This window comes from Streptomyces sp. SID3212, assembly GCF_009865405.1.
In the GTDB taxonomy this organism is placed as follows: domain Bacteria; phylum Actinomycetota; class Actinomycetes; order Streptomycetales; family Streptomycetaceae; genus Streptomyces.
Genome location: NZ_WWJY01000197.1, coordinates 1 through 20,984, shown reverse-complemented (window position 1 = coordinate 20,984; position 20,984 = coordinate 1). Strand labels below are relative to the sequence as shown.

Genomic DNA, 20,984 nt, shown 5'->3' with positions numbered 1-20,984 from the left:
TTTCATCCCCCTATGGAGGAATTCATGGCCCGCCACACGGCCCTAGCCGCCCTTGCCACCTGCGCGGCGCTGCTGACCGCGACCGGTTGTTCGTCCGGTTTCGACAGCGGCAAGGAGCCCGCCCAGGAGAAGTCCGCGAAGCAGAAGCTCACCGTCCTGATCGCCACCTCGGGGGACGCCGAGACCCAGGCCGTCAAGACGGCCGCCGCCGCGTACGCGAAGAAGTCCGGCAACTCCGTGACCGTCGAGGTCGCCAAGGACATGAACCAGCAGCTGGCCCAGGCCTTCGCCGGGAACAAGCCGCCGGACGTCTTCTACGTCAACTCCGACCAGTTCGCCAACTACGCCAAGGGCGGCTCGCTCTACCCGTACGGCGACCAGATCCCGGACGCGGACGACTTCTCGGAGCAGCTGCGCTCCTCGTTCTCGTACGACAACAAGCTGATGTGCCTGCCCAAGGACACCTCCACCCTCGGCCTGGCGATCAACTCCGACCTGTGGAAGAAGGCCGGGCTGACCGAGAAGGACTACCCGACCACCTGGGAGCAGCTGAAGACGGTCGCCGACAAGCTCACGGGCGACGGCGTCACCGGCCTGGTGACCAGTGACGAGTACCAGCGGCTCGGTGTCTTCATGCGGCAGGCCGGCGGCTGGGTCACCGACGCGGGCCAGACGAAGATGACCGCCGACACGCCGGAGAACGCCGAGGGGCTGACGTTCGTCCAGGGCCTCCTGAAGTCCGGTTCGATGAAGTTCGCCAAGGCGGTCGACACCAGCTGGGGCGGTGAGGCGCTCGGCAAGGGCAAGGCCGCGATGACCATCGAGGGCAACTGGCTCGACGGCGGCATGAAGCTCGACTACCCGGACGTGAACTACCAGATCCTGCCGCTGCCCGCCGGTCCGGCCGGGAAGGGCACCCTCGCCTTCAGCACCTGCTGGGGTGTCGCCGCCGACAGCGCGCACCACGAGGCGAGTGTCGACCTGGTCAAGTCGCTCAGCTCGGCGAAGCAGCAGCTGGCGTTCGCCGACGCGTTCGGTGTGATGCCCAGCCGTACGAGCGCCCTCACGACCTTCGCCGAGCAGCAGCCCCAGGCCAAGGCGTGGGTCGACGGCAGCGCGTACGCGCAGGGTCCGGTCACGATCGCCGGATTCGACAAGGTGCTCAGCCAGTTCAACACCGAGCTCCAGTCGCTGCGCACGGCCGATCCGAAGAAGATCCTGGCCGACCTCCAGCGCAACGGCGAACAGGCCATAGCGAAGGGCAACTGAGCCCGATGTCCCTCCGCCCGACAAGCTCGACACGCTCGCGGCGCGGCGGGCGCGACCGGGACGGCGCGTGGGGCTGGCTCTTCGTCAGCCCCATGGTGCTCGTCCTCGGCTCGTTCCTGGTGCTGCCGATCCTCATGGCGCTCTGGGTGAGCCTGCTGCACTGGGACGGGCAGTCCAACCCGTTCTCCGGCCAGGCCGACTTCGTGGGCCTGGACAACTACCGCACGCTCTTCACCCAGGACGGTCTCGACCGCACGCTCTTCGCGACCGCCCTGCGCAACAACGCGTACTACGTCCTGCTGACGGTGCCGTTGCAGACCGGACTGGCGCTGGGCCTGGCCCTGATCGTCAACCAGCGGATGCTGCGGGGCCGCGGCCCGCTCCGTACGATCTTCTTCTTTCCGTCCGTCACCAGCTCGATCGCCGTCGCGACGGTGTTCCTCTTCCTCTTCCAGGGAAGCGGTGCCGTCAACGCCCTGTTGTCGTGGATCGGGGTCAAGGGGCCGAACTGGTTCGCCGATCCGCGCGGGGTGCTCTCGCTGATCCTCGGCGGACTCGGCGTCGTCGACCCCGAGCATCCCACCGGGCTGCTGGCCGAGCATTCCGTGATGGGACTGTCGTGGTTCGAGTGGCTGTCGGGTCCTTCGATCGCGATGTGCACGATCATCCTGCTGGCCGTGTGGACGACCTCGGGCACGTTCATGCTGATCTTCCTCGCGGCGCTCCAGGACATCCCGCGTGAGCTGGAGGAGACGGCGGCCCTGGAAGGGGTCAACCGGCGCCAGCTGCTGCGGTACGTGACCCTGCCCGCGCTGCGTCCCGTGCTGTTCCTGGTGCTCACCCTGGGCCTGATCTCCACCTGGCAGGTCTTCGACCAGGTGTACGTGATGGGCCAGGGCGCCCCGGGCAACACCACGCTCACGCCCGCGTTCCTGTCGTACTCCGCGGGATTCGACAACGCCGACTTCGGCCAGGGCTCGGCGATCGCGTTCGTCCTGCTCGCCCTGATCCTCGTGCTGACCGGCTTCCAGCGCTGGGCGCTGCGGGAGCGCGGCGTACGCACCGGGAGGAAGCGATGAGTACCACGAGCGAGAAGCAGGGCCGGCCCGTGCTCGGGCGCTTCCCCGTACCTCTGCGGGTGCTGGGATACGCCCTGGTGGTGGGGGTGGCGCTGCTCTATCTGCTGCCGTTCGTGCTCCAGTTGGTGACCGGCTTCAAGACGGATCCGGACGCCGCGGCAAATCCGCTGTCCCTGCTGCCCACGACTCCGACGACGGCCGCCTACCAGCGGCTGTTCGGGCTGAGCGAGTCCGCGGACGGGGTGCCGTTCCTGCGCTGGCTCGGCAACTCGGCGTTCGTGGCCGTCTTGGTGACCGGGGGCCGGGTGCTGTTCGACTCGATGGCGGGGTACGCGCTGGCGCGGCTGCGCTTCCGGGGCCGTTCGGTGCTGTTCACGTTCGTCCTCGCGGTGATGGCGGTGCCCGGAGTGGCGCTGCTCATCCCGAAGTTCCTGGTGCTGAACACGTTCGGGATCTTCGACACGTACACCGGCATGATCCTGCCGCTGGTGGTGGACGCGGCGGGCATCTTCATCATGAAGCAGTTCTTCGAGTCGGTGCCGCGTGAGGTGGAGGAGGCCGCGAAGGTCGACGGGGCGGGGGTGTTCCGGATCTTCTGGTCCGTCGTGCTGCCGATGGCTCGGCCGGCGCTGATCACCCTGACGATCCTGTCGTTCCAGGGGTCGTGGAACGAGTTCACGCACTTCCTGGTCGCCACCCAGTCCGGTCAGTACGAGACGCTCACCACGGGCCTGGCCCGGTTCGTCTCGGGTGGCCTGGGCGGCGGTACGCAGTACCCGCTCAAGCTGGCGGCGGCGCTGCTGTCCACCCTTCCGGTGGCCGCGCTGTTCTTCTGCTTCCAGCGCTACTTCGTGAGCGGGGCGAACGCGGGGGCCGTGAAGGAGTGAGAGGCCGCGGGCGGTCCCCCTATGGGGGTGCCGACCGCGTGACAGGCCGGTCGGCGGGGGCCGACCGGCCTGTGCGGTGGTTGGGGGGCTGTGGTGTCGGCGGGACGGGTCAGCTGAGGAGGGCCTGTCCGTGCTTGACGACGTCCGAGCCGCCCTTCAGGACACCTTTGGCGGCGCCGATCTTCTTACCGAGGAGCCCGTCCGCCACCGGCTTGGTCTTCTCACCGACGGTGGCGGCGGTCTGCGCCGCGCTGCTCAGGGTGGTGCCGAAGTCGGCCGACTGGGCGGCCTGGGCGGCGGGGGCGACGGCGGCGAGGAGGGCGGAGCCCGCCGCGGCGGTGGTGAGGATTCGACGTACGTTCATGATCGATACAACGCGCGGGACGCCAGGAGGACACGCGGAGCGGGGGTGACCGCCGCGGACGCCGCCCCGGACAACGCGGAGAGTGCGCGGCTCCCGGGGTTCCGGGGGCCGCGCACTCTCGGGGTACGTCAGGGGTGGAGCGTCAGCAGTACAGGTTGGCGCCCGGCGCGACACCCAGGATCTGGGTGAAGCGGTTGTAGGCGTCGACCCGGCTCTGGACCTGCGCCGGGTTGCGGCCGTCGCACTCCAGCGAGCCGTTGATGCTGCGGATCGTCTGGCCGAAGCCGGCGCCGTTGACCATCGCGTTGTGCGGGGTCATCGTGCCCGGGCCGCTCTGGGTGTTCCAGTACCAGAGGCCGGTCTTCCAGGCGACCGCGGAGTCGTTCTGGACGAGCCACGGGTTGTTGAGCAGGTCGATGCCCAGCGCGTCGCCCGCGGCCTTGTAGTTGAAGTTCCAGCTCAGCTGGATCGGGCCACGGCCGTAGTACGCGGCCTGGCCGGCGGGGCAGCCGTACGGCTGGTTCGGGTCGCAGTAGTGGGGGTAGTTGGCCTGGTTGATCTCCACCACGTACACGAGACCGCCGGTCTCGTGGTTGACGTTGGCGAGGAAGGCCGCGGCCTCCTGGCGCTGGGTCGTGGTGCTGCCCGTCTTGGTGAAGCCCGGGTAGGCGCTCAGCGCGTTGGTCAGACCGCTGTACGAGTAGAACGAGTTCCGGTTCGGGAACATCTGGTTGAACTGGGCTTCACTGACGACGAAGCCGCCGGTGGGAGGAGGCGTGGAGCCGCCGGAGGGCGTGTTCCACTTCTGGTTGGCGCCGCCGGTGCAGGTCCAGATCTGGATCCGCGCGCCGTTGGCGGAGGTGTTGCCTGTGACGTCGAGGCACTTGTTGGCCGTGGGGTTGACGATGTCCTTGGCGCCGGAGATCGCCCACTTCTGGTTGGCGCTGCCGGCGCAGTCCCAGATCTGGAGCTTGGTGCCGTCGGCCGTGCCGCGCTCGACGAGGTCCAGACACTTGCCCAGGGCGCGCAGCGTCCCATCACCGGCGACGGTCCACTGCTGTGCCGCGCTGCCGTTGCAGTCGTAGAGCTGTACGGCGGTGCCGTTGGCGCTGCTCGCGGCCGCGACATCCAGGCACTTGCCTGCGATGCCGGTGATGCTGCCGACCGGGTCGGCGGCGGACGCCGGCACGGTGAGAGTGACCGAGAAGAGAGCCGCCACGGCGAGCGCGACGGCGGTACGGGCAAGACTGAGACCCCTGAGCGATTTTCTGATCATGTCGACTGGATGTATCCCTTCACGCCATTAAGTACGGTTCGGGGCCGAACCGTTACTTGTAGAGAAGCCGTCATGGCGCAACGAGCCGCCACACGCGAAGCTTGCGACGGAGTCAACCGGCATTGGTCTAGACTTGTCAAGAACTCAACAAACGAACACCTGTCCTGAACACCCTTCTGGCCTGCTGTTTTACGGTTTGTACGGCTCCGTCTTGGGGGCGTCGATCGCACCATCGGGGCCGATCTTCGGCAGCGCGGTACGGGGCTTGGGCATCAAGGCCTTCTTGAGATCCTGGTTGCCCTTCGCGTCCAGGCCGTACATCGCCTCGTAGATCTTGCGGACGGCGGGACCGGAGGCGCCGGATCCCGTACCACCCTGGGAGATCGTCATCACGATCGTGTAGTCCTTGGTGTACGAGGCGAACCACGAGGTCGTCTGCTTGCCATGGACCTCGGCGGTACCGGTCTTGGCGTGCATCGGGATCCTGTCCTGCGGCCAGCCGCCGAACCGCCACGCGGCCGAACCACGTGTCGCCACGCCCGCCAGCGCCTCGTCGATGTTGTCCCGGGTCGCCTTGTCCATCGGGAGCTTGCCGTCCGCCTTGGGGGCGATCTTCTTCACGCTCCTGCCGTCGGCGCTGACGATCGCCTTGCCCACGGTGGGGGTGTAGAGCGTGCCGCCGTTGGAGATCGCCCCGTAGATGGCCGCCATCTGGATCGGGGTGACAAGCGTGTCGCCCTGGCCGATCGAGTAGTTGACGGCGTCACCGGCACGCATCTTGTTGCCTTCGAGGCAGCCCTCGTACGCGATCCGCTCCACGTACGTGCCGTTCTTCTTGCCCTGCTTGCACCAGGCCGACTTGTTGGCCTTCCAGAAGTCCTGCTTCCACTGCCGGTCGGGCACCCGCCCGGTGACCTCGTTGGGGAGGTCGATGCCGGTCTCCTTGCCCAGACCGAACTGGTGGGCGGTCCTGTAGAACCAGTCGGCGGGCTTCTTCTTGGGGTTGTTGCCGCCGTCCTTCTGCCACTCCTGGTGGGCCAGGCCGTAGTAGACGGTGTCGCACGAGACTTCGAGCGCCTTGCCGATGGTGATGTTGCCGTAGCCCTGGGACTCGAAGTTCTTGAAGACCTGGTTGCCGATCGAGTACGAACTGGGGCACGGATAGCTGCCGTTGAAGTCGTAGCCCGCGTTGACGGCGGCCGTCGAGGAGACGACCTTGAAGATGGACCCGGGGGCCGCCTGGCCCTGGATCGCCCGGTTCAGGAGCGGGAAGTTCGACTTCTTGCCGGTGAGCTTCGCGTAGTCCTTCGCCGAGATGCCCCCGACCCACGCGTTCGGGTCGTACGTCGGCTGCGACGCCATCGCCACCACCCGGCCGGTCTTCGCCTCCATCACCACCACCGCGCCCGAATCCGCCTTGTATTTCGAGCCGGTGACGGTGTCGAACTGTTTGCGGGCCGTCTTCATCGCGTTGTTGAGCTCGTACTCCGCGACGGCCTGCACCCGGGCGTCGATCGACGTGATGACGTTGTCCCCGGGCCGGGCCTTCTCGGTCTTCGCCTGCCCCAGGACGCGCCCCAGGTTGTCGACCTCGTACCGGGTCACGCCCGCCTTGCCGCGCAACTGCTCGTCGTACGTACGCTCCAGGCCCGAGCGGCCCACCTGGTCCGAGCGCAGGTACGGCGAGGTGGTGTCCTGCGCCTTGGTGATCTCCTCGTCCGTGACGGGCGAGAGATAGCCCAGCACCTGGGAGGTGTTGGCCTTGCCGGGGGCGGCGTAGCGCCGTACGGCGGTGGGCTCGGCGGTGATGCCGGGGAAGTCCTCGGCGCGTTCACGGATCTGGAGGGCCTGCTGGGTGGTGGCCTCGTCGGTCACCGGGATCGGCTGGTACGGCGACCCGTTCCAACACGGCTGCGGCGTCTTCGCGTCGCACAGCCTGACCTTGTCCACGAGGTCCTGGGCCTTCAGGCCCAGGACGCCCGCGAGCCGGGTCAGTACGGCCTTGCCCTCGTCCGGCATCTTCATCAGGTCGGTGCGGCTGGCCGAGACGACCAGCCGGGTCTCGTTGTCGGCGAGCGGCACCCCGCGGGTGTCCAGGATCGAGCCCCGTACGGCCGGCTGGACCACCCGCTGGGTGTGGTTGTTCTTGGCCTCGTCCGTGTACTCCTGGCCGTTGCGGATCTGGAGGTACCAGAGCCGGCCGCCGAGCGTGAGCAGCAGCGAGAAGACGAGCAGCTGAATGACGACGAGACGGACCTGGACCCGGGGAGTCCGTCCCGTCTCCGGTATGTTGCTCACTCACGTCTCCCAGATCGTGCCCAGCTCGCGGCCCGGTTCGGTAGCCCGGGCGGCCGACGGCATCAAGAATCCTATTACCCGCCCCGGCGCCCGGACTCCAGGGCGGGGGCGGGCGCCTGACGACCCGTCACTTCCCGTCACTTCGCGGAACGGTCAGGCTTCCTCGAAGTAGGCGTCCAGCACCTCGTCCAGCTCCGCCGTCCACTCCTTGAGCGCGCCGCGGGCCGGCGCGTCGACGTCCACGTGGTACTGGCGGCGGGTGATCGTGTGGACGGTGACGGTGAACCGGCGTCCGAAGCGGGGGACCCCGACCTCGACCGCGCCGATCTCGTCCCAGCGGAAGTCCGCCGCCTCGTCGTCCAGGGTGAAGCGGACGCCGTCGCGGTCGGCGGTGATGGAGGCGCGGCGGTCGCTGACCTCGAAGGCGGGGCCTTCGGCGGCGTCCGCGTCGTCCTCCGGGGCGGCCTTGCCGGTGGTCCCGCCGGGCTCGTCCTCGCCGGCCGGTGCGCCGACGGGCTCCGCCGCCTGCTCCGTACCCTCGGACGTGGTGTCGTCGGAGACGGACGCGGACGCGGACCCGGCCGTCAGCTCGCCGGGCCGCTCGTCCGACGGCTCGGGGGTCTCGTCGGCCGCCTGAGGGGCCGTCTGCTTCTGGGGCTTCTTCGCCTCGTGCTCCGGAGCACTCTCCTCGTCCTCAACAGGGCGGGGGATCATGAGCCCAGGGATAAATCCCGGATCAGTCCCCGCGGCGTGTACGGGCTGGCTGTTCGGATCGATGCGCTGGTCCACGGGCGCAGTATGGCCGACGAACCTGTGCGAGGGAACGCCGGGCCCCCCGTGGACACGCCCTGGGGCAGTCGGGGCGCAGTCCGGGCCTCAGGGTCCGGAACCCGGGTCCGGGTGGACCGGGTCCACCATCCCCGCCCTCGCGGCCTCCAGCTGGGCGGCGAAGGCCACCCCCAGGAACAGCGCGATCCCGGTGAGGTTGGCCCAGAGGAGCAGGGCGACGAAGGCGGTGAGGGGCCCGTACACCGCTCCGAAGGATCCGCTCCGCTCGACGTAGAAGGCGAGGAGCCAGGTGGCCACGACCCAGAGCACCAGGTGGACCGCCGAGCCGAAGGCGAGCCAGGTGTAGCCCGGCTGGTCCCTGCGGGGCGACCAGCGGAAGATCACCGCCGAGGCGACCCCGGCGAGGGTCACCCCGACGGGCACCTCCAGCGGGCCCCACCAGTCGAGCCACTGCCGTGACCAGCCCAGCGCCTCCACGACGGAGTCGCCCACCGCCTCCCCCGCCACGAGGACGAGGAAGCCCAGGGCCATCGGCACCCCGGCGCCGAGCGCCAGGAGCAGGCCGCGGGCGTACTTCGCCGGGAAGGGGCGGTCGCGCTCCACGCCGTAGATGCGGTTGCAGCCTCGCTCTATCTGGCCCATGGCGGACGCGAGGTTCAGTACGGCGAACCCGAGCCCCATCCAGATCGCGACGGCGCCCGAGACGTCGGCGCCCGCGCTGCGGCGGGTGCCGTCCAGGGCCTCCTGGACGACGTCCGCGCTGGCTCCGGGGACGATCCGGGCGAGGGTCAGCTCGATGATCCGCCCGATGCTCTCGGTGTGGACGGTCGCCGTCACCCCGACCAGCGCGATGGTGAACGGGACCATGCCGAGGACCACCTGGAAGCCCAGCGAGCGGGCCTGGCTGAAGCCGTCGGCGTACCGGAAGCGGGCGAAGGCGTCCAGCAGCAGCTTGCGGCCGCCGTAGCGGCGCAGCGCCGTCAGCGCCTCGTCACCCGACAGCTCTTCCCCGATCATGTCGCGCGTCTGCGGCACGTGTACGACGGTCCCCATGGCCCCCACCTTCCCCGCGCATGATGTCAGGACACGAGGAGATCGCGGAACGGTGTCTCAGGAGGAGGGTCCCGGGTTCCGGCTCTTGTTCCCGGACTCGCCCTGGGGCTTTTTCACAAGTGAACTCTAATGACGCCATAACATATTGTCTACTGTGACCAAAGTAGCTTTTCACTCATGCGGGCAGGAGGTACAGGCGGTGCGGCGGGTGGCGGACACGCGGACGGGCCCGCTCCAGGGTTCGGAGCGGGCCCGCCGGGGGTGTGCGAAGTGGATCAGGATCAGTACGGACCGTTCACGTTGTCGATCGAGCCGTACTTGTCGGCGGCGTAGTTGCACGCGGCGGTGATGTTGGCGACCGGGTCGTAGCTGTTCATCGACGTACCGGACACGTGGTAGGCCTGGAAGGTCGGGTCGATGACCTGGAGCAGCCCCTTGGAGGGGATGCCGGCGGCGGCGTTCGAGTCCCAGTTGTTGATGGCGTTCGGGTTGCCCGAGGACTCCCGCATGATGTTGCGGTAGATGCCGTCGTAGCTGCCGGGGATGCCGTGCGCGGCCATGACGTCCAGGGACTCCCTGATCCAGCCGTCCAGGTTGTTCGCGTACGTCTTCGCCGCGGCCTGTACGGCGGGGGCGGGCGCGGGCGCGGTGGTCCTGGCGGTGGTGGCGGCGGGCGTCGCGGCCCTGCCGCCGAGGGTCAGCCTGAGACCGGGGTGGATCACCGACGGGTCGGCGCCGACGGCCTTCCGGTTGTCCTGGTAGAGCTTCTTCCAGCCGCCGCTGAGCGAGTGGGTACGGGCGATCTTGGCGAGCGAGTCCCCGGCGACCACGGAGTAGGTGGTGACACTCCTCTTCTCCGCGGTGACGGTGGTGCCGGTGGCGGCGCTCGCGGTGTGAGCGGCCACCAGCGGAAGGGCGAGCGCGACACCTCCGGTCCCCACGGCGACAAGGCGCCGGGCGAACGGGCTGATCCTGGAACGACGGTGCTTACCCTTGATGGGCATGACGAAATCCTCTCCGTCGCCTGCGAGGTGAGCTGTCGGGTTCGAGCTGGAGATGCCCGGCCGCATGATTAGTGCGACTTCACCCCGAGCCGGTCCTGTGACGGATCGGCGACTTACCTGGGTCCCCCGCTCCTGCCGTACGTGAGTGGGTGAGTGTGTATCCGGACAGCGGCAGGATTCGGCGATCCACCCGGAGTGGGGTGAACGTAAGCGAGAAAGCCGCGCCGAAACAAGTCCTGAATTCACACCGAGATCTCATCCGCGAAAGCGATCATACGAAACCCGGCCCACTCACACACCGACGCGGAACCCAACTTTCCCCGCACGCGGGGGATGTGGCGACGGCACGCGAATCACGCCACCCCATCCGACGTGACACACATCACCGTTTGGGCTTGGCCGACTGACGCCGCGAGAGTACAGAAAGCCCCAACCAACCCGAATATCGGGCATATCGACCCACGCAAGGAAACACACAAAACGCGCATATGAGAAACCCGTCGGCGCCAACAACCTCCCGGGCCCGGCCGCCGCAGGCACCTCTCCGGGATGGGCGCTCATTGACGTTGAAGCCCCGCCAGAAACCATCTGGCGGGGCTTCAACTCCACTGCGAGGCGAACTCCCCCTGCGTCGGCGTGGAGTTACCCTCCGGTCAGGATCCAACACCTCCTGCCGAGTTCAGAAATCGCAGCACGCCCCTCAACGGAACCTTGATGTCGGGGCGATCGATTCCGGCCCCTTCCAGATGCACGAGGATTCGCGGCTTCGAGTCGGCATCAGAAAATCTCGCGGCAAAGGCGGAGACACACGTCTCCAGCACCTCGGCGACGCGATTCTCGATCTCGACGTCACTGGGGTTCGCCACGGCGCTCGAAGCGCTGATCGGGGCGGCGACCAGGATGGCTTCGGGAGCACCGTCGTCACGACGGTTGGCCAGAATCTGAACCCGCCCGATCAGCGGCGAACCCCCGTAACGCTCATGCGCGAGCGGAGAGTTCAGGATTACGGCATCACAGTCGGATCCGGTCTCCGGCACCGAGCCCATCCGAATCTCGATGTCGGGGTGGGACCCGAGCATATTTCGGCATTCCCGGACGACGCTGTCCGACGACGAAGCGACGACGTACCGCATCCCCATCACCGGCAGCTCATGCTCGGCATGATCTGCGGCCTGCTGAGCTTCGACAGCACATCGTCCTCCAGTGCGACACCACCGTCCACGACGTCCGCGGTGTAAGCCATCCTTGCGTGATCTGGAAGATCCGCCACATTCACCTTGGTGCGAATCATCGTGTATTTACCCTCTTTCGGATAAGCGGAGTACGCCCTGCGCGCGTACTCTGCCGCACCTTTCTCCGTGAACGAGAAGTACTTGACTCCTTGAGTGCTCTTGAACTGGCGAGTCTTCTGAAGATCGTCGCGCTCCATTCCCTTGACTCCTCGCCACAGGAATATCTCACCCGGGCCGAGTTCACCGCCTGAATTATGCACGAGCACCGGTGTGATTCCGGCCAGCACGTAGTACGTGTGAATGTCCGTGACCGTCAGGTCGTACGTGCGCTGTCGCTGCTCGAAGAAGCGCGTGTCCTCAAGAGTGAGCGTGTCACCGTCCGGGGTACGGAGAGTCATGCGCGGCTCAAGTTCGCCAGCCTGTATCCACTCGTCCTCGGACTCCACCCAGAAGGGGTGCGTCGTCGTCGCGGTCAGGGCCGTGGTAGCCCCGGACTCATCCTTCATCGTGAGGTCGACGAAAGCCTTGTCGTCCTCGGTCACGATCGTGCCGGCGACTTCACGGTCCGTGGTTTCGCCCCTGTCGGGGTCAGTCACGGTGACCCTGTCCCCGGGCTCGACGTCCTCGATCCTCTTGCTCGTTCCGTCGGCGAGCAGAACGTACGTCCCCGGAAGGAAGCTGTGCGGCACTTCGCATTTGTTCTTTTTGAGGAGTGTGGCGGCTTTCTCCTTGGCGGATGCCAGCGCGTCCTGCGCCTTGCCCAGGACTTCCTTCCCCTTGGCCACCTCCTTACGGGCCTTGAAATAGGCCTTGAAGTCGCCGACCAGATCACTGCCTAGGCCAATTACACGTTTGGAGAGTTTAAGACCCTTCGCCCAGTCCCAGGGAGCCCCGTACTTGGCCAGAATCTTTCCCGCCAGACCGCCGGCGAAGCTGCCCGCGATATTCAGAATGGTTTCGCCGCATGAGCCCAGATCACCGGTGGAGATGCAGTCCAGCGCGGCATCGACTCCAAGGACGTCCCGGGCGATTTTGACCAGGGCCGCGCCTGCCGCCTTGATGCGCTGTGTGGCAGCGCTTTGCCGCTGTTGGGCACCCTGGACAGCCGACGACGCCTCGTCGACTCTCTGCTGCGCCTTGTCGACCCCGCTCGAACCTCCGCCACCCGAGCCTCCGCTGGAGACAGGCCTCCCGCCCTGACACTCGATGAGGCCTTCCAGACACTCTGGAATGATCATGCCGCTCGGGTCGGCGTGGGTGACAGGGCTGTTGCTCGCGTAGGCGTAGCCGTTGATCTGCTGCGGCTGCGTGTAGTCGATGAGCGGATCGACGGAGATGAACTTGCCGATATCCGCGTCGTACTCACGCGCACCCAAGTGAGTCAGACTCGTCGACTTGTCGATCGTGCCGCCCACATAGCCCTTTTCGCCGGGCCAGTTGCCCAGTGCCTCGCCCCGCTCGACTCCGTAAGGATCGAAGCGGCGCTGGGACACAGCTCCGGTCGCCGCGTCGATGGCCAGCTCACCCGTTCCGTGGTGGTCCGACGCGATGAACGAGACTGTGCCGTCTCCGGTGCGTACAGCGACCGTCTGGTCGGCGAATGAGTAGTAGCGAGTGGCTTCCTTCCGCGTTCCGTCCGCGGAGAGTTTCAGCTCCATGCCCGGCAGGTAGACCGTGGTGCCCGACGCGTCCTTGCGTTGGAGTCTGTCGCCGTCCGAGTCGTAGAGAAAAGTGGTCACAGACCCGTCGGCCTCCTTGGCCGTGGCGAGTCTGCCCTGGTCGTTCCACCCCAGCGCCTGGGCGTCGCCGTCTTTCGTGCGCTTCGTGGTGTTACCCGCGTCGTCGTACTCGTACGTCGACTGCCGATCACCGGTCGGGGTCTTCTCCACGACCCTGGTGACCTGGTGGGGGCCGTCGCCGGCCGCGCCCGCCCCGCCGTAGGTGTACGAACGCGTCACGTTCCTGGCGGAGTTGAGCCCCGTGTCGTGCACTGTGTCCGCCGTGCGGTTGCCGATGGCATCGGTGACGTACGACTTCCAGTACGGCGAGGGACCGCCGAGCGGCGACGTCCCCGCCTCCGATTCGCACGCCTTCGGACCGTTGCCCTCAACCGGCGCGGTCGAACCGAGCGTGCCGGTGCCCGACGCGTCGGCCACCGTGGACGCCGGGGTCCACGCGTCGTCCAGCCGCTGCCGGCTGTCGTAGCCGAAGCACTGGACGTCGGGCGCGGCGGCGTTCGCCGTGTCCGAGATCGACAGGACGTTGCCCGCCTGGTCGTAGGCGAAGTTCGACTCCTTGACGGCGCCGCGCTCCCCCGCGGCCTTGGAAAGGTCGACGACCGAGCGGGTCAGCCGATCCGTACCGGTCTCGTAATCGAAAGTCTGCCAGACCTTCTTGCCACTCCCGGTGCTCAGTTCGAGCTGCTGGAGATGGCTGTTCTTGGAGTAGACGGTGCTGGTGACGTAGGGGGTGGTCCCCGTCATCGTCGTCGGACGCTGGAGCTCGTCGTAGCCGTATGCCAGGACCTCGGCGGGCAGACCACCAGCGGCCGGCAGACCGGTCGACTGGGTGGTGCCGTCACGGTTGTAGACCGAGGTGAAATCGTACGTGCCGGCGAGAAGCCCCTGGGAGGCAGGCACCGTGTACGCGGTCTTCAGCGGCCGGTAGAAGTCGTCGACCGCCTGCACGGCGGTGGAGAACTGCTCGGTCGGGGAGGTGAAGCTGAGCGTGGCGTAGGCGTACCCCAGCATGCCCGCCTTGTCGTAGCGGATCTCGGAAAGCTTCGTGCCGGTCCCCGCCTCCCCCTGCCAGGTCGACGTCACACGGTCGAGCTTGTCGTAGACCGTGGAGGTCGTCTTCCCCCGGCTGTCCGTCATGGTCTCCGGACGGTCGACGTCGTCGTAGGTGGTCTTCAGTTCCCCGGCGTCGGGATCGACGCTCCTGGTCGTCCGGCCCAGTTGGTCGTACTCGTAGGACCAACTGTTCAGGTCCGAGTCGATGACTGTTTCCAGCTGACCTCGGGGCGTGTACGTGTACTTCGTGACGTCGTAGCCCAGCAGCGGGTTCGGTGAGTCGCCCCGGTAGTGCCAGATCTCCGAGGTGTTGCCCAGCGCGTCGGTGATCGTGGTGGTCGGGACGCCGCCCTTGGGCGGGTCGACCGTGGTGCGTTCGCCGTCGTAGGTGGTGGTGGTACGCCACTGCTCGACGCCCGAGACCGCCATGACCTGCGCGGTGGGGCGGCCCAGGCCGTCGTATTCGAGCAGGCTCTGCGCGCCGACCTCGCCGTTGTGGACGATCAGGAGTTCGTCGGCCGCCGCGCCCGCCGCGTTGTAGGTGGCGTTGGTCTTCTTGACCTTTCCGGTGCCGTCGTAGAACGAGTCGGCGACCATGCGGGTGCCGCCGGGGCCCTCGGTCTGGAGCTGGCGGGGGCGCAGCAGGGCGTCGTAGAGCTGGTACTCCGACCCGTACGTGCCGCTGTCCTCGATCTTCTCCGTCCTGATCGCGACGACCTTGTCCTTGCGGACGAGATACGAGTACTTGATGCTCGGCGTCTGCGTCTTGGCCCGGTCGGGGAGCCAGACCGAGGTGAGCCGGCCGAGGCCGTCGTAGGCCAGGTCGGTGCGCTTGCCGTTGGGGTCGGTCTGGCCGGCCGACATGCCCCAGGCGGGGACGTAGTCGGTGGTGGTGTTGTGGCCCAGGGCGTTGGTGTTCCTGGCCTTCGAGAGGAGGCCGTTGACGTCCGTGTAGAGCGTCTTGGTCTCGTTCTGCGCCGCGTCCTTCTGCGACAGCGGGCGGCCGAAGGTGTCGTACGTGGTGGTGCCGGTGACCTGGTAGGTGGCGGTGGTGCCGTTGTGCGACGTCAGGCGCTCGGTCCTGGTCGCGTCGCCCTTGGTCGGCGCCGCGCCGAAGGCCAGGTTGTCGTAGCTGGTGCGCTCGTCCGCGTGGACCTGCGTCCTGCGGTCGGGCGTGGCGGAGCACCTGACCCCGACGACCTCGCTGCGCGAGGGCAGGGAGAGGAGGTTCTGCGTGAGGTTGTCGACGTACCAGGTACGGGTGCAGGTGTCGTCGTCCGGTGTGGAGACGTCGGCCAGGTCGTCGACCTCGGTGACGCGGCCGGTGCCGTTCGCCGTGTCGAACGTGCTCGTTGTCCTCGATTCCCGCCAACCGCCGTTCGACAGGAGGCTGAAGCCGCGTTCGGTCTCGGACCTGACGATGACCGAGCGGGTGGTGCCCCAGCTCCTGGTCTGGGTGGCGGTGTACTCCTTCCAGGGGGTGCTGATCGTCTTCGCGACCAGCTCGGTCCCGTCGTAGGTGGCGGCCTCCAGCTGGTGGCCGGTGAATTCCTCGGCGTCCGTGTACTCGGTGCCGGTGGAGTCCTTCACCTTGATGTCACGGGTGCCGCCGGACGAGGTCTTGTCCCCGTCCATGCCCTGGAGGTACGTGTAGTCGATACGCGAGGTCTGCCGGTCACCGGTGCCGCTGGTGACCTTCACCTTGCCGTAGCCCTGCCAGCCGCCCCACGTGAGGTACTTGTCCTCCGTGATGCCGTCCGGCTTGGCCTTCCGCCAGGCCGCGTCGCCCTGGTAGTCGTAGCGCGTGGTGAGCGAGTCGCCGCCGCCGGTACGGTCCGTCTCGACGATCTCCGCGACGACGTACTTGTGGAACCAGTCCGTGATCGGCTCGATGGTGCCCGGGGGCGCCCACTTGACCGGGTAGCAGCGCTTCACGGACTCGCCCGGCTTGGGCAGGGTCGCCTTCGTGCAGTCGGCCGGGGCGTAGTTGACGTCCAGCTGGGAGCCGGTCTCGCTCAGTACGGTGGCCAGCCGGAAGCGGTGGAAGGGCGCGATGTTGTCGCCGATCGCGTCGACCCGGTTGGCGAGTTGTTCGCCGATCAGCTCCACGGTGGGGAGCTTCGTGGCGGTGCCGACCCGGCCCTCCTGCTGGATCTGGGACAGCCACAGCGTCTTGGAGTCGTCACCGTTGTCGGTGAACAGGTGGGTGAGGGTCCACGCGTCCACGTCCTGGTAGTCCGTGGCGTCCTTGCGGATCTGGGTGGTGATGCCGGTCAGCCGCTTGGACGTCCAGAAGGTCTGCCCGACGGTGCACTTGGTGGAGGCCTTGCACTCCTGGTCGACGGGGGTGTCGGGCCAGCGGGCGGCGTTCGCCTTGGTCCGCTTGGCCTCCGCGCAGTCGAAGTCGGCGGTGGGCAGGCAGCGTTCGGCGGTGTCGAACACCACGCGGGCCGGTGCCTTGGCCGCGTACACCTGGGTGTCGCGCTGGCCGTAGTCGACGCGCTTCAGGTAGCCGCCGCGGTGGTACGCGGTGCCGTTGACGTCCGTCTTGCCGTTGAGCGCGTAGAAGTTGGTCTCGGGTGTGTAGAAGTAGGACATCACGTTGCCGTGGGTGTCCTTGACGTAGTCCAGGCTCCAGCGCCACGCCTGCTTGCAGTGGGCGTTGGCGAAGGTGGCGTTGTAGCAGGGCTCGCCCGAGTCGTCGCCGAAGACGGGGGCGGTCCAGGTGGAGTCGGTCGTCTCCTTGCCGTCGGTCCAGCCGGGCAGGCGGTTCAGGCCGAAGGAGTACTCCGTACCGTCCGAGGTGGTGACACGCCAGTGCTCGCCGTCGTTGTCGCCGTTGGCCGCGCCGGTCAGCTTCTCGACCTTGGCGCCGTCGTCGGACGTGAAGCGCCACTCGCCGGTCTTGTCGTCCTTGATCAGCTCGCTGGAGGAGCCGTTGAGCATGATGGTGGCGTTGTCGAACGCCCAGCACTGCTCGGCGGATCCGTCGTGGCCGTCGTCGGAGCACGGCTTGTAGCGGCGCTCGATGTAGCCGGGGTCGTACGAGAAGCCCTCACCGATCCAGGAACCCTGGTTGTTGGTGGCGGAGGTGCGGCCGTCGGCGGACTGCGAGGAGTAGCCGAGCCCGAGGCTGGGTGTGAGGCCGCCCGGGGTAGGGGCGGTGCGCAGCGGATAGCTCCAGCTGAAGCCGCCGGAGGAGTTGGCGACGCTCCAACTCGCCGACGGGGCGAGGGCCGTGGCCTTGTACGAGCCCTGGGCGGACGAGGGGCCCGCCATGAGCGCCACGAGCGGGGTGTTCCCGGGGGCGTCCGCCGCCTGACCGGGCCGGGCGGCGGGGGACGCGGCGACCTCGGCGGAGACCGTGTGGTCCTCGCCGTTGTTCACCGTCGGCAGGGTCGTGGGGAGTTGGGGGCAGGCCTTGCTGCCGGGGGTCGCGACGGCGGCGCAGGCGGGGAGCCGGACGAGGCGCAGACGGGCGCCGTAGTCACCGCCGTACGCGTCGGCGAACGCCGCGTAGTCCACGTCCAGCCGGACCTTGGCGGTCCGTGTCCCGCTGTCGGCCCGCTCGACGCGCAGCAGCGCGGCGGCGTCGAGGGCGGTGGCGCGCCGGGGCTCCAGCACCTCCACCCGTACCCCGGAAGGCGCGGCCGGGTCGGAAGCGGCAGCCGAACTCTTGTCCTTGCGAACGGACTTGGCGGCCTTCGGCGTTGCCACCGTGACAGGCAGCCCGCCGATCCGCACCTCGGACGGTGACGTCCCCGCGACGGGCACCTCCGCGCTGCCCGCCGCGGGCCAGGTCGCCCGGTCGAGCCGCGTGACCGCGGCCTTCCTCGCCGGGTCGGCCGGGCGCTTCGCGGCCTTGCCGTCGGTGCCCTCCACCGGATCGCCGAAGTCCTGGACACCGGGTCTCCCCCGGTCCTTGCTCCCGGCGATCTCCACCGGAGCCGCCTGGACGGTACTCGCGGTCAGAGCGATGATCACGCCCAACGCGGTCGCCGTCAGCGCCCGTTGAGGCATGCGCCGGCTCAGCGGCCGGCCATGGAAAAGCATCACGTGTCTCCACACGTCGATACGGAAGGTACGGAAGGTACGGAAGGGGTCGGGGCGGCGCGGGCGGGCCGGTCCCGGTGAAGGGGCCGGCCCACCTACGGCGCCGTCCTACAGGTCGGGCAGGGCCATCGGGTTGGCGAGCTGCTGGATCGCCGTCCTGTCGGCCGCGCCGCTGTAGACGCGGACCTCGTCGATCGCGCCGGCGAAGTACTCGCTGCCGCCGCCCAGGGCCGAACGGCCCACCTGGAGACCGCCGGTGGCGCTCCACAGTGTGTCGTTCGTGCCGTGCGCGATGTCGGCGAGCATGCCGTTGACGTACAGCCGGATCTCGTTGGCGAAGGCGTCGTAGACCACGGCCAGGTGCTGGCCCGCCATGTCGGTGTCCGGGAGTTCCTGGTCGTCGTGGAACACCGTCTGCTCGGCGGTCGCCGAGTCGGCCCCGGCCACGGCCAGTTCCCACATCGACGGCGTCCCGGCGTCCGGTCCGGGCCGGTAACGGACCGCGAGGCGGTTCGCGGCGGCGCCGGGCAGCGAGAGCACCGTCTGGGGCTTGTCCGCGTCCAGCGTGGTGAGCTGGGTGCGGGCCGTCAGGGTGAAGCTCGCCGCTCCGGTGACCGGGGCGGTGGCGGTGGACGCGTAGTCCCCGTCGCCGTCCAGCAGGAGGTCTCCGGCCCCGACCATCGGGAACGGGTCGGCCGACAGCGGGTCGGTGGGCGCGAGACGGATCTTCGCGTGGCCCGCGAGAGTCAGGGCCTGACCGCCCGCCGTGTTGACGGACGTACGGCCGGACTCGGCGTCCAGCTGCCAGTACCCGACGCGGCTCGGCTTCACCGTCATCAGTTCGGCGACCTGGGCCGCGGGCAGCACCCGGTCGAAGACGCGGACCTCGGCGAGATCCCCGGTGAAGTGGTTCCGGTAGCCGCTCTTGGCCGTGGTGCGGCCGATCTGGAGCGGGCCGTACGACCGCCACACCGAGCGGCGCTGGGCGACCCCCTTGGAGTCCTTGTTGATGTAGAGCCGCAGTTCGGACCTGGTGGCGTCGTAGACCCCCGTCAGCAGGACCCACTGGTCCTTGACCACCGAGACGCCGGTGGAGACGGCCTGCCACTTCCCCAGGGAGTCGACGTCCGTGACCGGTACGGAGAACGCCCAGGTGCCGGCGGTGTGGTCGTAGCCCAGAGTGAAGCCGGGCTCGCCGGTGCCGTCCTGGCTGACGACCGCCATGTCACGGTCGAGGGCGGTCGGGCGGACCCACGCGCTGACACTGAAACTCTTCGAGGAGTCCAGCACCGTGTCGTTGACGTCGGCGTAGGCGGAGGCGGAGCCGTCGAAGTGGGCCGCCGCGTCGACCTTGCCGCCGGGGCCCTCGACACCGAAGGAGACGCCCGCGCCGGTGTCGGCGGAGAACGCGCCCGTCTCGTCGTGGGCCTCGGTGCTGCCCGCCGCGTCGGCGAGGTTCCACTGGCCCGCGACCGGCGCGCCCTCGGTCACCAGGAATTCGTAGTGCGCCTTGGTGCTGGGGTTCTCGGCGCGGTCCACGGCGATGACGTCCACCCAGTGGCGTCCCGCCCGGGTGGGCATCCAGTTGACCGTGGCGGGGCCGCCGGCCGTGGTGGCGTTGACCGTGGTGGCCGGGGAGGCCGTGCTGTCGAACGCGTACCGGTACTTCACCACGTCGGTGTCCGGCACCGAGTCGTTCGGGTTCGGCGAGAAGGTGAACGTGCCGTTCGTACCCACTCCGTCGTGGTAGACGGAGTCCGACGGGTATTCCCTGGACAGCACGTTGGGCTTGCCGGGCAGCGTCTTGTCGTAAACGAACTCACAGCTCACGGTGGAACCGTCGTAGCTCCACGGCCCGTAGCCGTCCCCGTCGTACGCCCGCGCGCTCCACCGGATGGTGGTGTTCTGCGGGATCGTCGACTTCACCGTGTGGGTGAACTTGGTGCCGCTGGTGGGCGCCAGCCAGGACGGGGTGAGGTACGTGTAGGACTTGGCCTCCTTGCTGACCGGGTCCGTCCACTCCACCTTGAACTCGACCTTGACCTTGTCGGTCTGGCCGTTGGCGTGGTCGGGGTCGCTCGCGACGGCCTGCAACTGCGGCGGGACCTCGGAGAACGGCCGGCCCGTGCCCGAGGCGCAGACACCGCCCGGGTTCTGCGACAGCGTGGTGATCTTCCGGGGCAGGTTGTTGTAGCTGATCGAGAGGTACGCGTTGCCGCAGACGCGCTTCCACTCGGGGAAGCGGCCCTCGTCGGCGGCGCGCAGGCCCAGGGTCATCGACGACCAGCCCTCGCTCGCCGCGGTCCTCACCTCGGTGGTGAGTTCACCGGTGGCGCCGCTCTCGAAGTGCAGGTTCGCCTGACTGCCGCAGCTGGTGGGCGAGATGGCCTTGTCGACGGTGCCGATGTGGTCGGTCCAGTCGTCCGAGGTGTTGGACCAGTTGCTGGAGGAGCTGATGCTGTAGTTCTTGCCGCCGATGCGGTACAGCCGGATCGGCTCGGCGGTCGGGGTGGCGTTGTAGATGTGCGCGACGCGCGCGGAGAACGTCGCGCCGAGGATCTGCTTCCCCTTGTAGAACGACATCGGCATGGTGAACAGCAACCGCCGTACGCCGACCCCGTTGCAGGACACCGGGTTGAAGTCGGTGGGGCACTTGCCGACTCCGGCGCTGTCGGAGTACTTCCAGTCCTGCTCACCGGGCATCCCGGACATGACGCCGGTCCAGGCGGTACGGGACGTGGTGCGCTGGACGGGGTCGATGACCACCGGGAAGACGGTGTCCTTCGACGTCAGGAGCTTCTGGTCGGGGACGAGGGTGAGGGTGTCCTCGTCCACCTCCACACCGAGCGGCGCGGTCCTGCCCCCGCCGCCGGGTCCGGCGAGCGCGG

12 protein-coding genes and 1 riboswitch are annotated in these 20,984 nt (G+C 68.2%); of the genes, 3 read left to right on the top strand and 9 right to left on the bottom strand.

Going from position 1 to position 20,984, the window contains the following annotated elements; all coding sequences use genetic code 11:
* Positions 1-24: 24 nt before the first annotated feature.
* Genes GT042_RS05655 through GT042_RS05645 form a run of 3 tightly spaced genes read left to right on the top strand, consistent with a single transcriptional unit; the run spans position 25 to position 3,235 of the window.
* Entirely contained in the window at positions 25-1,269 is a 1,245-nt protein-coding gene (locus tag GT042_RS05655; protein ID WP_161307589.1) for an extracellular solute-binding protein, read from the top strand.
* Positions 1,270-1,274: 5 nt separating this feature from the next.
* Positions 1,275-2,348, top strand: coding sequence for a sugar ABC transporter permease (locus GT042_RS05650; RefSeq protein WP_237530498.1), 1,074 nt, complete (start codon positions 1,275-1,277; stop codon positions 2,346-2,348).
* Entirely contained in the window at positions 2,345-3,235 is an 891-nt protein-coding gene (locus GT042_RS05645) for a carbohydrate ABC transporter permease (protein WP_202532396.1), read from the top strand. The genes GT042_RS05650 and GT042_RS05645 overlap by 4 nt, the downstream gene beginning before the upstream one ends.
* 109 nt (positions 3,236-3,344) lie before the next feature.
* Here GT042_RS05645 and GT042_RS05640 read toward each other — a convergent pair whose 3' ends face one another.
* The 9 genes from GT042_RS05640 to GT042_RS05600 form a co-directional block, all read right to left on the bottom strand.
* Positions 3,345-3,599, bottom strand: a complete 255-nt coding sequence (locus GT042_RS05640; protein WP_161307588.1) for a hypothetical protein — start codon at positions 3,597-3,599, stop codon at positions 3,345-3,347.
* Between the two features lie 142 nt (positions 3,600-3,741).
* The gene (locus GT042_RS05635) at positions 3,742-4,875 is read right to left on the bottom strand and encodes a glycoside hydrolase family 19 protein (protein WP_161307587.1); all 1,134 of its coding nucleotides are present in this window, start codon (positions 4,873-4,875) and stop codon (positions 3,742-3,744) included.
* Positions 4,876-5,064: 189 nt separating this feature from the next.
* Complete coding sequence (gene mrdA / locus GT042_RS05630; RefSeq protein WP_161307586.1) at positions 5,065-7,173, bottom strand: penicillin-binding protein 2; 2,109 nt, start codon at positions 7,171-7,173, stop codon at positions 5,065-5,067.
* A gap of 153 nt (positions 7,174-7,326) precedes the next feature.
* Positions 7,327-7,887: a hypothetical protein gene (locus tag GT042_RS05625; protein ID WP_237530496.1), complete on the bottom strand. Its 561-nt coding sequence runs from the start codon at positions 7,885-7,887 to the stop codon at positions 7,327-7,329.
* Between the two features lie 162 nt (positions 7,888-8,049).
* The gene (locus tag GT042_RS05620; protein ID WP_161307584.1) at positions 8,050-9,015 is read right to left on the bottom strand and encodes a YihY/virulence factor BrkB family protein; all 966 of its coding nucleotides are present in this window, start codon (positions 9,013-9,015) and stop codon (positions 8,050-8,052) included.
* A gap of 281 nt (positions 9,016-9,296) precedes the next feature.
* The gene (locus GT042_RS05615) at positions 9,297-10,019 is read right to left on the bottom strand and encodes a LysM peptidoglycan-binding domain-containing protein (RefSeq protein WP_161307583.1); all 723 of its coding nucleotides are present in this window, start codon (positions 10,017-10,019) and stop codon (positions 9,297-9,299) included.
* Positions 10,020-10,023: 4 nt separating this feature from the next.
* Positions 10,024-10,181, bottom strand: a riboswitch (cyclic di-AMP (ydaO/yuaA leader).
* A 491-nt stretch (positions 10,182-10,672) separates the two neighbouring features.
* A complete protein-coding gene (locus tag GT042_RS05610; RefSeq protein WP_161307582.1) occupies positions 10,673-11,152 on the bottom strand; it encodes a hypothetical protein in 480 nt (159 codons plus the stop codon).
* 5 nt (positions 11,153-11,157) lie between these two features.
* Positions 11,158-18,063: a polymorphic toxin-type HINT domain-containing protein gene (locus GT042_RS05605; RefSeq protein WP_202532395.1), complete on the bottom strand. Its 6,906-nt coding sequence runs from the start codon at positions 18,061-18,063 to the stop codon at positions 11,158-11,160.
* A gap of 141 nt (positions 18,064-18,204) precedes the next feature.
* On the bottom strand, positions 18,205-20,984 hold a 2,780-nt coding region (locus GT042_RS05600), incomplete at its 5' end, for a LamG domain-containing protein (RefSeq protein ID WP_161307581.1).

Bases quoted from the DNA above. Each gene is read 5' to 3' on its own strand.
- GT042_RS05645 (WP_202532396.1), top strand. From the start codon at position 2,345: ATGAGTACCACGAGCGAGAAGCAGGGCCGGCCCGTGCTCGGGCGCTTC.
- GT042_RS05650 (WP_237530498.1), top strand. From the start codon at position 1,275: ATGTCCCTCCGCCCGACAAGCTCGACACGCTCGCGGCGCGGCGGGCGC.
- GT042_RS05615 (WP_161307583.1), bottom strand. From the start codon at position 10,019: ATGCCCATCAAGGGTAAGCACCGTCGTTCCAGGATCAGCCCGTTCGCC.
- GT042_RS05635 (WP_161307587.1), bottom strand. From the start codon at position 4,875: ATGATCAGAAAATCGCTCAGGGGTCTCAGTCTTGCCCGTACCGCCGTC.
- GT042_RS05620 (WP_161307584.1), bottom strand. From the start codon at position 9,015: ATGGGGACCGTCGTACACGTGCCGCAGACGCGCGACATGATCGGGGAA.
- GT042_RS05605 (WP_202532395.1), bottom strand. From the start codon at position 18,063: ATGCCTCAACGGGCGCTGACGGCGACCGCGTTGGGCGTGATCATCGCT.
- GT042_RS05640 (WP_161307588.1), bottom strand. From the start codon at position 3,599: ATGAACGTACGTCGAATCCTCACCACCGCCGCGGCGGGCTCCGCCCTC.
- GT042_RS05625 (WP_237530496.1), bottom strand. From the start codon at position 7,887: ATGATCCCCCGCCCTGTTGAGGACGAGGAGAGTGCTCCGGAGCACGAG.
- GT042_RS05610 (WP_161307582.1), bottom strand. From the start codon at position 11,152: ATGCGGTACGTCGTCGCTTCGTCGTCGGACAGCGTCGTCCGGGAATGC.
- GT042_RS05655 (WP_161307589.1), top strand. From the start codon at position 25: ATGGCCCGCCACACGGCCCTAGCCGCCCTTGCCACCTGCGCGGCGCTG.